This window comes from Aeromonas sp. QDB23 (assembly GCF_027707745.1).
In the GTDB taxonomy this organism is placed as follows: domain Bacteria; phylum Pseudomonadota; class Gammaproteobacteria; order Enterobacterales; family Aeromonadaceae; genus Aeromonas; species Aeromonas allosaccharophila.
In genome coordinates this window covers 1-14,055 of the sequence record NZ_JAPCJA010000023.1, presented here as the reverse complement: position 1 = coordinate 14,055, position 14,055 = coordinate 1, and the positions used below count along the sequence as shown (strand labels likewise).

The 14,055-nt window shown below is 59.4% G+C and carries 13 protein-coding genes; 10 read left to right on the top strand and 3 right to left on the bottom strand.

What is annotated here, in order from left to right; translation table 11 throughout:
• Nucleotides 1-142 precede the first annotated feature (142 nt).
• The 3 genes from PG888_RS11645 (at nt 143) to mtnN (ending at nt 2,295) form a co-directional block, all read left to right on the top strand.
• Nucleotides 143-331, top strand: a complete 189-nt coding sequence (locus tag PG888_RS11645; RefSeq protein ID WP_182938931.1) for a hypothetical protein — start codon at nt 143-145, stop codon at nt 329-331.
• A gap of 155 nt (nt 332-486) precedes the next feature.
• Nucleotides 487-1,344: a lytic transglycosylase domain-containing protein gene (locus PG888_RS11640; RefSeq protein ID WP_182938930.1), complete on the top strand. Its 858-nt coding sequence runs from the start codon at nt 487-489 to the stop codon at nt 1,342-1,344.
• A gap of 120 nt (nt 1,345-1,464) precedes the next feature.
• Nucleotides 1,465-2,295, top strand: a complete 831-nt coding sequence (mtnN, locus tag PG888_RS11635; protein ID WP_182938929.1) for a 5'-methylthioadenosine/S-adenosylhomocysteine nucleosidase — start codon at nt 1,465-1,467, stop codon at nt 2,293-2,295.
• Nucleotides 2,296-2,402: 107 nt separating this feature from the next.
• On the opposite strand, the gene PG888_RS11630 is transcribed toward mtnN, so the two are convergent.
• A complete protein-coding gene (locus PG888_RS11630) occupies nt 2,403-2,909 on the bottom strand; it encodes a YgjV family protein (protein ID WP_182938928.1) in 507 nt (168 codons plus the stop codon).
• A gap of 57 nt (nt 2,910-2,966) precedes the next feature.
• Nucleotides 2,967-3,542 carry a Crp/Fnr family transcriptional regulator gene (locus tag PG888_RS11625; RefSeq protein ID WP_182938927.1) on the bottom strand — a complete coding sequence of 192 codons (576 nt, stop codon included), beginning with the start codon at nt 3,540-3,542 and terminating at the stop codon, nt 2,967-2,969.
• Between the two features lie 242 nt (nt 3,543-3,784).
• On the opposite strand from PG888_RS11625, the gene ettA reads away from it, so the two are divergent.
• The 4 genes from ettA (at nt 3,785) to PG888_RS11605 (ending at nt 8,536) form a co-directional block, all read left to right on the top strand.
• The gene (ettA, locus tag PG888_RS11620) at nt 3,785-5,452 is read left to right on the top strand and encodes an energy-dependent translational throttle protein EttA (RefSeq protein WP_182938926.1); all 1,668 of its coding nucleotides are present in this window, start codon (nt 3,785-3,787) and stop codon (nt 5,450-5,452) included.
• 93 nt (nt 5,453-5,545) lie between these two features.
• Nucleotides 5,546-5,875: a hypothetical protein gene (locus PG888_RS11615; RefSeq protein ID WP_042656677.1), complete on the top strand. Its 330-nt coding sequence runs from the start codon at nt 5,546-5,548 to the stop codon at nt 5,873-5,875.
• A 263-nt stretch (nt 5,876-6,138) separates the two neighbouring features.
• Nucleotides 6,139-7,482 carry an NCS2 family permease gene (locus tag PG888_RS11610; protein WP_042059992.1) on the top strand — a complete coding sequence of 448 codons (1,344 nt, stop codon included), beginning with the start codon at nt 6,139-6,141 and terminating at the stop codon, nt 7,480-7,482.
• A 91-nt stretch (nt 7,483-7,573) separates the two neighbouring features.
• Nucleotides 7,574-8,536, top strand: coding sequence for an IS1595 family transposase (locus PG888_RS11605; protein WP_182938925.1), 963 nt, complete (start codon nt 7,574-7,576; stop codon nt 8,534-8,536).
• A 159-nt stretch (nt 8,537-8,695) separates the two neighbouring features.
• On the opposite strand, the gene gltX is transcribed toward PG888_RS11605, so the two are convergent.
• Entirely contained in the window at nt 8,696-10,111 is a 1,416-nt protein-coding gene (gene gltX / locus PG888_RS11600; RefSeq protein ID WP_182938924.1) for a glutamate--tRNA ligase, read from the bottom strand.
• 274 nt (nt 10,112-10,385) lie between these two features.
• Between gltX and PG888_RS11595 the strand changes: the two genes are divergently transcribed.
• The 3 genes from PG888_RS11595 (at nt 10,386) to PG888_RS11585 (ending at nt 13,739) form a co-directional block, all read left to right on the top strand.
• Complete coding sequence (locus PG888_RS11595) at nt 10,386-12,488, top strand: methyl-accepting chemotaxis protein (protein WP_182938923.1); 2,103 nt, start codon at nt 10,386-10,388, stop codon at nt 12,486-12,488.
• Nucleotides 12,489-12,587: 99 nt separating this feature from the next.
• On the top strand, nt 12,588-13,256 hold the full coding sequence (locus PG888_RS11590; protein WP_139409500.1) for a LysM-like peptidoglycan-binding domain-containing protein: 669 nt from the start codon (nt 12,588-12,590) through the stop codon (nt 13,254-13,256).
• Between the two features lie 273 nt (nt 13,257-13,529).
• Nucleotides 13,530-13,739: a cold-shock protein gene (locus PG888_RS11585; RefSeq protein ID WP_042010507.1), complete on the top strand. Its 210-nt coding sequence runs from the start codon at nt 13,530-13,532 to the stop codon at nt 13,737-13,739.
• Nucleotides 13,740-14,055 lie beyond the last annotated feature (316 nt).

Genomic DNA, 14,055 nt, shown 5'->3' with positions numbered 1-14,055 from the left:
ATGAAAAGTGTGATAACACCACGGATTGGCAGCGGCGCAGCGCGATATACTCAGCGCGCTCTGTGCCACCCGGGAACAACTCCCGACCCCAGGCGCTCTGTCCGTGGCCACGCAACACCCCCATGACGACAAGGAGCCACCCATGATCCGAACCCTGCTTTTGAGCGGCGCCGCCATCGCGGCCTATGCCCTGACCCAAAGCCACGCACTGCTTCCCCTGCTCAGCCTGCTTGCCCTGCTTTCGCTCTGGGTTGTCAGCGAAATTGGCAGCTTCTATCGCGCGCTTCCTCCCGCCGTACTGGATGAGCAGGAGTATCACCACGACTTCTAAGCGACCGAAAAGCCTCGATAAACGGCTCGCTCGCCATTGGTTCCATACCGTTTTGATCTCTGAAATCTCCGGGCTATAACAACAGGATCCACTGGATTCGTGGCGATAGCAGCCATGTTCCTCTATATCTTCTGTACTCAAACAGGAGATAACCCATGAGGCACATCAGCGAAAACGGACTGTTTTTGCTGCTTTTTTTGTCGTTGTTACTGGCAGGAATGCCGTGGGCGATGGCACAGGGCAGGGATTTCAGACAAGCCCCCAGGGCGCTGACGGCGATCAAGCAGGGCCAGGCAGCCCAGCAAAACGGTCATCTGCAAAAGGCGATAGCCCTCTACTGTGTCGCGGCCAGCACCGGCAACCCCGAAGGGTACTTCCGGATCGGCCGCCTGCTCGCCATCGGCCCCGCCTCGGTGCGCAGCGCCAAGCTGGCCAACAGCTATCTCGCCATGGCGATGCGCCTTGGCAACCAGCAGGCCGCCCGTTACTACAACGCCCGTATCGGCAATGCCCCTATGGGGGATCAGTGCGGCATCGGGATCCGTGGCGGTCAGGGGGGCTATCTGGCGCAGCTCCCCTCCACCCCCTTCAATGTCGACTCCTGGGTTGCGCGCCAGCCCCCCGCCAAGCAAAAACTGGTCACCATGCTGCGCCACGCCGCCAAACACCATAAGGTGGATGCCCGGCTGGTGCTGGCGATTGCCATCGCCGAATCCAACCTCAACAGCCGCGCCGTTTCACCCAAGAATGCCCAGGGGCTGATGCAGTTGATCCCCGAGACCCAACTGCGGTTCGGGGTGACCCGTCCATTCGATCCGGCCCAGAACATCAAGGGCGGCGTCACCTATCTCAAGTGGCTGGATCGCCGCTTCGATGGCGACTGGGTGCTGATCTCGGCGGCCTACAACGCCGGGGAAAAAGCGGTGGAACGCTATGGCGGGATCCCCCCCTATGACGAGACGCAGGAGTATGTAAAACGGGTGCTCTACTTCGCAGGACACAAACAACCCTGATCCCTATCACCAGAGCGGGATCCAGATAAACCGTTCTATTTACAAAACAATTAATAAATTGCGCAATCGTTTGCTTGCAAGTAGAATCCGGCGCTTTCCCGCAGTCCTGACAGGTAAAACATGAATTTCTTTAAACGGTTGATGTGTCTGATCGCACTGTTTTGCGCCCCCTTCACCCACGCTTCCAACCCCGCATCCGCCCCCATCCTGATCCAGGGGGCGATGGACGTTGAGGTCGATACCCTGGTCGCCGCCCTGCAAGAGAAACAGGTGCTGACTATCGGCGCATGGACATTCTGGCAGGGCACGCTGGCTGGCTATCCGGTGGTTATCTCCCGTACCGAGGTGGGTCTGGCCAATGCAGCAGCCGCCACCACCCTGGCCATCGAGCGCTTCAAGCCGCGTCTCATCATCAACCAGGGCACCTCGGGCGGCCATGATCCGGCGCTTCATCGCGGTGATATCGTGATCGCCACCAAGAGCTTCAACATGGGCGCTTATCGCAGTGACTTTACTCCGGCAGATCAGGGCATTGATCCGCGCAAATGGCACAACTTCGAGGTGACCATGCGTCTGCGGGAAAACGGCAAGCTGGTGGAACACTCTTCGTTTGCCGGTGACCCCGAGCTGGTTGGCCGCGCCCTTGGCATGGCCGACCGCTATCAGCACGGTCGCGTGGTGGCAGGCATCATCGGCACTGCCGATGAGTGGAACCGTCAGGTCGCCCGCATTAACTGGCTGCACCAGACTTACAACACGGCGGCCGAAGAGATGGAAACCGCCTCCGCCGCCCTGGTCGCCGAAGCCTACAAGGTGCCCTTTGTCGGGGTGCGAGTGCTCTCCAACACCGACATCCATGGCGAGGATTTCGATCCGCAAACCGCGATCCACTGCCAGCAATTCGTCATCGACTACACCAAAGCCCTGATCAACAGCTTTAACAAGGCTTGATAATGTCAGAGAGGCCGCCGCAATGGTGGCCTCTCTGTCTTGTCACCCTCCAGCCCCAACCAGACCGCCCCCCTCCATCTGCCTCTCAAGTCAGTCAGCAACAATCATCAGTAGACAGCCACCTTGCGCCCGTAGTGACGGTAATACCCCACCAGATTGCTGACCAGAAACAGTCCCTCCATCAACGCCGCCACCGGTGAGCCCACCAGCAGGTTGTTGCCCAGCCAGCAGAGGGTGCCGAGCAGCATCCAGCGCCGCAGTTGGCGATCGTCGGGGCAAAACGCAGCCCGGGTTTGCAACAGGCTCGCCAGCAGCCCAATCCATGAGAGCAGGCCCTGATAGGTCGCCAGCGCCGCCGCACAGGCCAACCCCATGAAAAACCACATCAAGATGCGGTTAACCAGCCAGATACTGACCAGAAAGCGCACGCTGGCCAGCAGCAACAGGCTGGCGGCCGACCACTGCCCGAGCAGGGCAAAGTGACCGGCATTGAGCGCGCAGGATAGGGCCAGACAGGCCAGGATCCTGCGGCGATCCCGCAACTGAAACGACAACAGATCGAGCAACAAGGCCAGGCTCACCACCAGTTGCGACCACAGAAACAGCGACATCATCCACACCTCGTCCGTCATTTGGATGGCGCAGCATGAAGTGGCAACCAGCAGGTGGCATTAACCTGTGTTAATGCGGCGGCGGATCCGCGACAGGGTGACCGGGCTGATACCGATGTAGTTGGCGAGCTGTACCTGAGTGAGCCGCGCTGGCCAGTGGGGGAAGGTGTGGCAAAGCTCCCGATAACGCTCTTCGGGAGAGTGCAGCAGCAAGAACGCCTCCTTGCGATCCTTGTAACCCAGCTGCTGGCGCAACAGGGCCATGCAGACCGGCTGCCAGGCGGGCTCATCCAGCAAGGCGAGCGGCACCCTCACCACCTGCAGTTCCGTCAGCGCCTCCAGCTGGTAGCGGGCGGGCGACCCCGTGAGCCAGCTGTCATAGAGCAGGCAGAGCTCCCCCTCGAAGTAGAACTCCTTGCAGCGCTCCTGCCCGTCCCGGGTGTAGTGGCAGGCACGGGCGATGCCCGCTTCGATATAGAAGGCAGCATCCTGTTCGGCCCCTTGCGCCAACAGTGTCTGCCCGGTGCGCAGCGTCTGCCGTGGCAAGCGCAGGCTGATGGCTTCGCTCAAGGCGGTATCCAACCCCATTATGCACAGAAAGGCGGCCAGTGAGGGAACTTGAGGGGATGGGATCATGAGGGCTCCGGGACAAAACGGCAGCCCACATCATGCCCAAATTGCACGGCTGATGCAGCAAGACGTGACCCCGTCGGCAAAGGGGGGCGCCAACCGGGCGCCACCTTTGCCCACCCCTGTCCGTTGGTTTACAATCGACGGGTTTTTTGGAACCCGGTTGACCTGTGTCGACCTGGCCCCACCACGACATCAGTCTGTTAGTGCCAAGACATTAACCTGCTGAAAAGGAAGAGAATTAGCCAATGGCTCAATTTATTTACACCATGAACCGGGTCGGCAAGGTCGTGCCGCCCAAGCGTCATATTCTCAAGAACATCTCCTTGAGCTTCTTCCCGGGCGCCAAGATCGGCGTTTTGGGTTTGAACGGCGCCGGTAAATCGACCCTGCTGCGCATCATGGCGGGCATCGATACCGATATTGAAGGGGAAGCCCGCCCGCAACCCGGCATCAAGATCGGCTACCTGCCCCAGGAGCCGAAGCTGGATCCGGAGCAGACCGTACGCGAAGCGGTCGAAGAGGCCGTTGGCGAGGTGAAGCGCGCCATGGCCCGTCTCGACGAAGTCTATGCGGCCTACGCCGACCCGGATGCCGACTTTGACAAACTGGCCCGCGAACAGGGCGAGCTGGAAGCCATCATTCAGGCTCAGGGTGGCCACAACATGGAAAACCAGCTGGAGCGTGCGGCCGATGCCCTGCGCCTGCCAGCCTGGGATGCCCAGATCAAACACCTCTCAGGTGGTGAGCGTCGCCGTGTGGCACTGTGCCGTCTGCTGCTGGAAAAGCCGGACATGCTGCTGCTGGACGAACCGACCAACCACCTGGATGCGGAATCCGTGGCCTGGCTGGAGCGCTTCCTGCACGACTACGAAGGCACTGTGGTCGCCATCACCCACGACCGCTACTTCCTCGACAACGTGGCTGGCTGGATCCTGGAGCTGGACCGCGGCGAAGGTATCCCGTGGGAAGGCAACTACTCCTCCTGGCTGGAGCAGAAGGATGCCCGTCTGGCGCAGGAAGCAAGTTCCGAAGCGGCCCGTCGCAAGTCCATCGAGAAAGAGCTGGAGTGGGTTCGTCAAAACCCGAAAGGCCGTCAGGCCAAGTCCAAGGCCCGTATGGCTCGCTTCGAAGAGCTCAACACCAACGACTACCAGAAGCGCAACGAGACCAACGAGCTGTTCATTCCGCCCGGACCGCGCCTCGGCGACAAGGTGGTGGAAGTGGCCAACCTGTGCAAATCCTACGGTGATCGGGTGCTGATCGACGATCTGTCGTTTGCCATTCCGAAAGGGGCCATCGTCGGCATCATCGGCCCGAACGGTGCCGGTAAGTCGACCCTGTTCCGTATGATGTCGGGCCAGGAGCAGCCGGATTCCGGCGCCATCACCCTGGGTGACACCGTGGTGCTGGCTTCTGTCGATCAGTTCCGCGACAGCATGGATGACAAGAAGACGGTATTCGAGGAAGTCGCTGACGGTCAGGATATCCTGCGCATCGGCAACTACGAGTTCCCGAGCCGCGCCTATATCGGCCGCTTCAACTTCAAGGGTTCCGACCAGCAGAAGCGGGTTGGCGAACTCTCAGGTGGTGAACGTGGTCGTCTGCACCTGGCCAAGCTGCTGCAGACCGGCGGCAACGTGCTGCTGCTGGATGAACCGACCAACGATCTGGATATCGAAACCCTGCGCGCCCTCGAGAACGCCCTGCTGGAGTTCCCGGGTTGTGCCATGGTCATCTCCCACGACCGCTGGTTCCTCGACCGTATCGCCACTCACATCCTGGATTATCAGGACGAGGGCAAGATCGAGTTCTTCGAAGGTAACTTTACCGAATACGAAGAGTGGAAGAAGAAAACCTACGGCGCCGAGGCGATCCAGCCCCATCGCGCCAAGTACAAGCGCATCACCAAATAAGGCTGACTGCGTGTTGAGGGGAGCTTCGGCTCCCCTTTCTATTTCCTTTTAGCTTACAATCCAAGACGGATGCCTTTGCATGGATGTAGCACGATGACGACCCCCATAGAGAAAAAACTCACCATCCAGATCCGGGTTGAACCGGGTTGCCTTGGGCCGGATGGCAAGGCGCACATAGAGACCTTCTGTGCCGCTGCCGCCAAGATCTTCGCCGCTATCTACCCTGATCTTGTGAGCTGGGTGCTGATCCCCCGCTACGACAAACAGCTGCCGGAGCAAGAGTTCTTTATCGAGGGGCGCAAGCTGACCGAAGAGCAGGCCAGTCTCTTTCTGCGCCGCTTCGGCCGCGAGCTGGGTGAGGTTCAAGACCGGCTCGACTCCGTGCTGGCCCAACTGGTCGAGCGCTACTTCAAGACACTTTAAGCCCCCTTTTCCGATAAAATGTTCTCTGCTGAGAACCTTTTTTTATGCTCAAAAAGCAAACGTTTGAATTTTTACTCTATTCATTGATCTGCTTCGCAGATCCAGGGTTTGTAAACGGCGCCGCCTGTGTAAAAATGTGCGCGCTGTCACGGTATCAGGACGAGTCTGGTTACTTAACCGCCAGAAACAGGGCAATTTACCCCGCATGGATGGGATAGCCCGTTCCCCTGCTGCTTATTTCACGTCACCTATTGGAATCCAACATGAATCAACAACACCAAGCTGCCAATCAGGCCGCCGGGCAAGGATTGCTTGAGCGCCTGTTTGCCCTGCAAGGCCATGGCACTACCGCCCGCACCGAAGTGATCGCCGGCATCACCACCTTCCTGACCATGGTCTACATCGTGTTCGTCAACCCGCAGATCCTCTCTGCGGCTGGCATGGACACCCAGGCCGTGTTCGTCACCACCTGCCTGATCGCCGGTATCGGCAGCATCCTGATGGGCCTGTTGGCCAACCTGCCCATCGCCCTGGCTCCCGCCATGGGCCTCAACGCCTTCTTCGCCTTCGTAGTGGTCGCAGGCATGGGCTACTCCTGGCAAGTGGGTATGGGCACCATCTTCTGGGGCGCCATGGGCCTGCTGATCCTCACCCTGCTGCGGGTGCGCTATTGGCTGATCGGTAACATCCCGCTCACCCTGCGGGTCGGCATCACCGCCGGTATCGGTCTGCTGATCGCCCTGCTCGGTCTGCACAACGCCGGTATCGTGGTCGCGAGCCCCGCGACCATGGTGACCGTGGGCAACCTCACCTCCCTGCCCTGCCTGCTGGGTCTGCTCGGTTTCTTCCTGATCTGCATCTTCTCTGCTCGTGGCGTTCACTCTGCCGTGCTGATCGCCATCGTGGTCACCACCACCCTTGGCTGGCTGTTTGGCGATGTCACCTTCAAGGGCTTTGTCTCCATGCCCCCCAGCATCGAACCGGTATTCGGTCAGCTGGATCTGATGGGTTCGCTCGACATCAGTCTTGCCGGGATCATCTTCTCTTTTATGCTGGTCAACCTGTTCGACTCCTCCGGCACCCTGATTGGCGTCACCAACCGCGCCAAGCTGGCCGATGATCGCGGCCACTTCCCGCGCATGAAGCAAGCGCTGATGGTCGATAGCGTCAGCTCCGTCGGCGGCGCTTTCATGGGCACCTCCTCGGTCACCGCCTTTATCGAGAGCAGCTCCGGCGTCGCCGTCGGCGGCCGCACCGGTCTGACCGCCATCATCGCGGGCATCCTGTTCCTGCTGGCCATCTTCTTCTCCCCGGTTGCCGCCATGGTGCCAGCCTATGCCGCTGCTGGCGCTCTTATCTATGTGGGCGTACTGATGTGCTCCGAGCTGACCCGGGTCAAGTGGGAAGATCTGACCGAAGCGGTACCGGCCTTCATGACCGCGGTGATGATGCCGTTCAGCTTCTCCATCACCGAGGGGATCGCCGTCGGCTTTATCTCCTACTGCGTGATGAAAGCAGGCACCGGCCGCTGGCGCGAGATCAACCCCTGCGTGCTGGTGGTCGCCCTGCTGTTTGTGCTCAAGTTCGTCTGGGTCGACAGCCACTAAGGGGCACTCTGCCCCAATAAAAATGGCTATGTCCCAATTACGTGTTGAAAGGCTAATCTTGACGTAGGCCATCACCTTGAGGTCTACCATCATGGATACCCCAGCCTTTCAACACCTGTTGTCCCTCTTTCCCCAGTTAACCCTGCGCCAGCGCCGTGTTGCTCAGCAGGAACTCACTGCACCCCACACCATTACCTCACTCAATACTCAGTTACCGGCATGCAGTGGCTGCCCACATTGTCAGGCCGATGTTACCCAGCTGGCGCCTTGGGGATGGAGTCGGGGACTGCGCCGCTACCGTTGCAAACAATGTCTGCGCACCAGCTCCATCCTCACCAAGACGCCTCTGGCCCGGTTGCGTAAAGCACAGTGCTGGGAAGACTACGCGCAAGCCCTCATCGAAGGGCTGACCGTCCGCCAGGCAGCGCGGCGCTGTGGGGTCAGCAAAAACACCGCCTTCCTCTGGCGTCACCGCTTCTTGCGTGCCATGGCAGGCCATCAAGCCACACAGGAAGAGGGCATCGTTGAGGTAGACGAGACCTTCTTCCTTGAATCGTTCAAGGGGCAACGGGGGCTGCCGCGTCCGGCACGTCATCGCGGTGGTAAAGGTCGAACTCGTGGAACCAGGTCGGATTACATCCCTGTGATGGTGGTGCAAGACAGGGCAGGCCACCATGCGGATTTTCAGCTGGAGAAGATAAATGCCGAGGCGGTCATCGCGGTCTTGACGCCGCTGGTGTCACCGGATGCGGTGCTGTGTAGCGATGGTGCGGGTGTGTATGCCAGTTTTAGCCAAGCGCAGGGCGTCACCCATCAGGTAGTGCGCAATCGCCAGGGCGAACGGGTGGTCGGTGCGTATCACATCCAGCACGTGAACGGGTATCACCATCGGTTGAAAGAGTGGATGGAGCGGTTCCATGGTGTGGCGACGCACTACCTGATGAATTATTTGGGTTGGCGCAGGATGCTGGAGCGTTACGGGAGGGGCGTAAATATCAAAGCGTGTTTGCATGAGGCGCTGGGGCACCCCATGCAGCACGTAATTGGGACATAGCCATAAAAATACCAGTCAGCTGACTGGCATTTTTTTATCCCAAAATATTCTCGGCCTGTGCGCTGGCCATAAAAAAATCCGAAACCAGTGGTTTCGGATTTTTTCTATTCAGCATGTGGCAGAGTTGGGTTATTCCCTCGCCTGCCACCTTGGCAGAACTTACTCGGCAGCCATGCGGGCTTCGATGTAAGCCAGTGCGCGGTCGATACGAGCCAGTACCCGCTCTTTGCCGACCAGCGCCATCACGGCGTCGATACCCGGGGACTGACCCAGACCGGTCACGGCAACGCGCAGCGGCATGCCGACCTTGCCCATGCCCTGACCCAGCTCGGCGGCAGTGGCTTCAATCAGCTCGTGCAGCGCTTCAGTGGTCCAGCTATCCAGTGCAGCCAGCTTGGCCTTGGCCAGAGTCAGCGGCTCGGCTGCGACGCCACGCAGGTGCTTCTTGGCAGCCGCTTCGTCGATCGCCTCAAAATCTTCGAACAGATAGCGGCTCTGGGCAGCCATCTCGACCAGGGTGTTGCAGCGCTCGGCCAGCAGGGTGACTACCGCAGGCAAGGCCGGGCCATTGCTGGTATCGATCTGCTGGTTTTCCATGTGCCAGGCCAGATGCTTGGCCACATAGACCGGATCTAGGCTGCGCATGTAGTGGTTGTTCAGCCACAGCAGCTTGTCGGTGTTGAAAGCAGAAGCAGACTTGGAGATGGCATCCAGGCTGAACAGCTTGATCATCTCGTCGAGGGTGAAGATCTCCTGATCGCCGTGGGACCAGCCCAGACGTACCAGATAGTTCAGCAGCGCTTCCGGCAGGTAGCCGTCGTCGCGGTACTGCATCACGGAAACCGCACCGTGGCGCTTGGAGAGCTTGGCGCCGTCGTCACCCAGGATCATGGAGACGTGGGCAAACTCCGGTACCGGCGCGTTCAGCGCCTTGTAGATGTTGATCTGGCGCGGGGTGTTGTTGATGTGGTCTTCACCACGCACCACGTGGGTGATCTCCATATCCCAGTCATCGACCACTACGCAGAAGTTGTAGGTCGGCGCGCCGTCGGTACGGCGAATGATCAGATCGTCCAGCTCGGTGTTGGCAAACTCGATGCGGCCACGAACGTGGTCATCGAACACCACGGAACCTTCGGTCGGGTTGCGGAAGCGGATGACGTGCGGCGCATCGGCCGGGTGATCGTGGGCGTGATCGCGGCATTTGCCGTCATAACGGGGCTTCTCGCCGTTGGCCATCTGGCCTTCGCGTAGCGCTTCCAGACGCTCCTTGGAGCAGTAGCACTTGTAGGCGCGGCCATCGGCCAGCATCTCGTCGATGATGCCGTTGTAGCGATCGAAGCGCTTGGTCTGGTAGTAGGGGCCCTCATCCCAGTTCAGCTCCAGCCATTCCATGCCCTCAATGATGGCGTCGATCGCCTCCTGAGTGGAACGTTCCAGGTCGGTATCCTCAATACGCAGCACGAACTCACCGCCCTGGTTCTTTGCAAACAACCAGGAATAGAGTGCGGTACGGGCACCGCCGACATGCAAAAAGCCGGTCGGGCTGGGAGCAAAACGGGTTTTGACTTTCATCTTTAAGCCTTGTGTAGAGGGCCTTGGGCCAATTCGTTAGAAAAAACCGTCGCATTTTAGCACCGACCATCACGGATGGGAAAACCATGACGCCATTGCGGGCTAAAGTAGGGGATTAAATCTGTCACCATTTTCATCTGTAGCCCGATATTTGAAGAGGATCGCAAAACAGAAGCCCCGTTTCCGATTTGCTATGCACAATGCTGGAGAGCTGCCTCCTCCGGTCGATACTCAGATAACGCTCACCACACTTCTCACGCACAAGGAAGAGACGATGCAGTTCCGTTCTATCCAGAATCGCATTCTAGTGATGGCCGGGATCGCCATGACCGCAGCCCTGGTCATCCTGATCCTGCTCAACCAATACTCCGGCCAACAAACCCAACAACTGACCATCAGCTCCAGCCGTGAAGCGCTGCAGCAGGAGGCATGGCAGAAGGTCAGCGCCAACGCCCGCGCCGAAGCGGCCACCATCACCCAACTGTTGCAAAAGGGGCTCTCCTATACCCAGCAGATGGCGAGCGCCCTCGCCCTGCAACAACAGGGCAAACTGCCGCTGGATCGCCAGCAGGCGACCGACCTGCTCAAGGCACAGCTCAACCTGGAACCACAGCTCTATGGCGCCTTCGCCGGCTTCGAGCCCAACGGTTTCGACGGTCAGGATGCCGCCTTCGCTGGCCAGACGGCGCTGGGCAGTGACGACAAGGGGCGCTTCGTGCCCTACTTCTATCGCGACAAGGAGCAAATTGGCACCGATCTGCTGCTCTCCATCGAAAAAACCAACCCGGACGAATTCGGCAATCCCGCCAACGACTACTACGCCTGCCCGAAACGGGAAGGTCGCTCTTGCCTGATCGACCCCTTCAAGGTGGACATCAACGGCCAGCAGGTGCTGGTGAGCACTATCACTACCCCCATTCTGGTGGGCGGTCAGTTCAAGGGGATCGCTGCGCTGGACCTGGCGGTGGACTCCATCAGCCGTCAGGCCAAGAGCCTCAACAGCAACATTTATGACGGCCAGGGGGAAACCCTGATCGTCAGCGCCGCTGGCGTCATTACCGGCACCAGCGGTGATGCCAGCCTGCTTGGCAGCCGCGCCGACAAATTGCTCGGCAATCAGTGGCAGCAGTACCTGAAACCGGAAGTACAGCGTCAGGAGCTGGACGAATCATTCCGTATTTCAGTCCCCATCATGGTGCCGGGGATGAGCCGCAACTGGGCCATCATCGTCACCCTGCCCTACAAGGTGGTGCTGGCAGGGGCCGATCAGCTGGAGAGCCAGCTCAACGAGATGAACCGGGCCGCCGTGACCCAACAGCTGGTCGGCGCCTTTATCGTGCTGGTACTGGCGCTGGCCACCATGCTGGTGATTGCCCGCAGCATCACCGGCCCCATCCGTCAGATGGTCAGCCTGGTGGATGACATCGCCGATGGCGAAGGGGATCTCACCAAGCGCCTCGCGACCCGCTCCGTCGATGAGCTGGGGGATCTCGCCAAGGGGATCAACCGCTTTATCGACAAGTTGCAAGGGCTGCTCGGGGATGTGCTGAAAACGGCCAGCGAGGTGAACCGCCACGCCTGCGACACCGATCGCATCGCCGGTCAGACCGACACCAACCTGCAACATCATCAGGCGGAGATGGAGCAGATGCTGACCGCGGTACAGGAGATGTCCTACGTCAGTCAGGAGGTCGCCACCCACGCCAACAACACCGCTGACTCGGCCAAACAGGCGCAAAGCGCGGCGGATCAGGGCAAGGAGCGCTTCCAGCAGGTGATCCAGTCGATGCACAAGGTGGCGGCAGAAGCCGGGAAAGGGGCCGAAGTGGTCGAAGGGCTGGCTCACGACAGCGCCCAGATCACCAGCATCCTTACCGTCATTCAGGGGATTGCCGATCAGACCAACCTGCTCGCCCTCAACGCCGCCATCGAGGCAGCACGGGCTGGCGAACAGGGACGTGGTTTTGCGGTGGTCGCCGACGAGGTGCGCAAACTGGCGGGTAATACCCAGCAAGCGGTGCAGAACACCCAGGAGTTGATCGAGAAGATCCGCCAGAGTTCCAGCAATGCGGTCAACGCCATCACCCAGAGCCAGCAACTGACCCATCAGGCGGTGAGCGAAGCGGATCTGGCGGAAGAGGCGCTCGGCAGCATCTACAAGGCCATCTCGACCATCAACGACATGACCTATCAGATCGCCTCCGCCGCCGAGGAGCAGAGCTCGGTTTCCGAAACCGTCTCCGGCAACCTGTCAAAAACCAACGCACTGGCCAACGACATTGCTCAGGATGCGACCGAAACGGCCAAAGCCAGTCAGGCATTGCGTCAGGCGGCCGACAAATTACAGCAATTATTGGGTCAATTTCGTCTCAGCTGATAATTTTCCTCTCGCGGACTCTCCCCCTCGGGGGCGAGTCCGTTTACCATAGGCAACGAATTTGCCTGATGGCAGGCAATGTAGTGAGAGGTAAATGCCGTGCCCACCCCGGACCGTCGCCCACGAGGCCATAACAGACGAGCCCAGCAGCGTCGCCAAGACGAATCACAAGGATCCCTGCTCCATCGCATCAATGCCGCGACCCTGTCCCTGCGCCAACGTTTTGGCCAAGGGATGAGCAACCTTGGCCAACGCCGCCAGGATGCCAAAGCAGGCAAATTCAAGCTGTCCAGCCCGCTGCCCCGCAAAAACACCATAGGTCTGCTGATCCTGGTCCCGCTCTGGCTGCTGGTGCTGGCCTGGGAGCCGGCACCGTCAGCACCCAAAGCCGCCCCTTCCGGCTCGCTGGAAGTGCCGCTGGCCGTGCCTGCTCAGGCCCTCACCGTCGGTAACGGCGCGGCAGGCAGTGCGCCTGCGGCAACCAAACCGGTCGAAGAGAAGGTCAACGGCACCTGGCTGCAACACGATGTGCAGGCTGGTGAGACCCTCTACTCCATCTGGCGCAAATTCGAGTTGCCGGGTGCCGAGCTGAGCCGCCTGATCGCCATCGAGGGGCCGGATCGCCCGCTGACCCGCCTGCAATCGGGCCGCTCGGTCTTTATTCTGGTGGATGACACCCGCCGCATCCAGCGGGTGGAGATCCGCTCCTACGGTCAGGCGGTCTACCGCTACGACCGGCAGGGTGAAGGGTTCGCCCTCAAGGAATAACAACACGGGAGGCGCTGGCCTCCCATTTTTTTCGGTCAAATCTCTTCAAATAAGCTACTGACTTCACAATATTTTTAGCTTGTTCAAAAAACGAAAGGGGTCAAATTGACAAGGATCGGCGCTAACGTACAATCGTTTGTGCTTTAGACAGGGATTGTTCTACGTGCTACTGGGACAAATAGACGTGGTCAGTCATGAGCCAACCCCTGCTTGCAAGGCAAATGCAGCCCAGCACGGGCTTAGTTTCATTTTGTTATTGATAGGATTTAGCACATGTCTGACATTCGCACCGGCCAGGTAAAATGGTTCAACGAAACCAAGGGTTTTGGCTTTATTGAGCAATCTCAGGGTCCGGACGTTTTCGTTCACTTCTCCTCCATCCAGAGCACCGGTTTCAAAACCCTGGCTGAAGGTCAAAAAGTCCAGTTCACTGTGACCCAGGGCCAAAAAGGCCCCCAGGCTGAGAACGTTACTCTGGTCTAAGCTCGCGCCAGTGAATCATGCAGGAGGAGCCAAGGCCCCTCCTCTTTTTTTGCCCGAAATTTACCCTCTCCGGTCACCACCGCTTGTCTCGTTCAGCCCACAGAGTAAGCCCCTCGCATGCCCTTCCTGTTGACAGAAGAAGGCAGAGACGCGCGGAGTAAACGCCAGATACGACAAAGCATCGCAGCGCGATGTGATGGGCAATTTCGAATATGAATTGGTGTACTTCGAGGAGAGAGATTTGGAGCGGGAAACGAGACTCGAACTCGCGACCCCGACCTTGGCAAGGTCGTGCTCTACCAACTGAGCTATTCCC

What these genes read in the sequence shown, in the direction of transcription:
- gltX (WP_182938924.1), bottom strand. Translation starts at nt 10,111, where the DNA reads ATGAAAGTCAAAACCCGTTTTGCTCCCAGCCCGACCGGCTTTTTGCAT.
- PG888_RS11615 (WP_042656677.1), top strand. Translation starts at nt 5,546, where the DNA reads ATGACGACCCCCATAGAGAAAAAACTCACCATCCAGATCCGGGTTGAA.
- PG888_RS11640 (WP_182938930.1), top strand. Translation starts at nt 487, where the DNA reads ATGAGGCACATCAGCGAAAACGGACTGTTTTTGCTGCTTTTTTTGTCG.
- ettA (WP_182938926.1), top strand. Translation starts at nt 3,785, where the DNA reads ATGGCTCAATTTATTTACACCATGAACCGGGTCGGCAAGGTCGTGCCG.
- PG888_RS11610 (WP_042059992.1), top strand. Translation starts at nt 6,139, where the DNA reads ATGAATCAACAACACCAAGCTGCCAATCAGGCCGCCGGGCAAGGATTG.
- PG888_RS11630 (WP_182938928.1), bottom strand. Translation starts at nt 2,909, where the DNA reads ATGATGTCGCTGTTTCTGTGGTCGCAACTGGTGGTGAGCCTGGCCTTG.
- PG888_RS11625 (WP_182938927.1), bottom strand. Translation starts at nt 3,542, where the DNA reads ATGATCCCATCCCCTCAAGTTCCCTCACTGGCCGCCTTTCTGTGCATA.
- PG888_RS11585 (WP_042010507.1), top strand. Translation starts at nt 13,530, where the DNA reads ATGTCTGACATTCGCACCGGCCAGGTAAAATGGTTCAACGAAACCAAG.
- PG888_RS11605 (WP_182938925.1), top strand. Translation starts at nt 7,574, where the DNA reads ATGGATACCCCAGCCTTTCAACACCTGTTGTCCCTCTTTCCCCAGTTA.
- PG888_RS11595 (WP_182938923.1), top strand. Translation starts at nt 10,386, where the DNA reads ATGCAGTTCCGTTCTATCCAGAATCGCATTCTAGTGATGGCCGGGATC.
- mtnN (WP_182938929.1), top strand. Translation starts at nt 1,465, where the DNA reads ATGAATTTCTTTAAACGGTTGATGTGTCTGATCGCACTGTTTTGCGCC.
- PG888_RS11645 (WP_182938931.1), top strand. Translation starts at nt 143, where the DNA reads ATGATCCGAACCCTGCTTTTGAGCGGCGCCGCCATCGCGGCCTATGCC.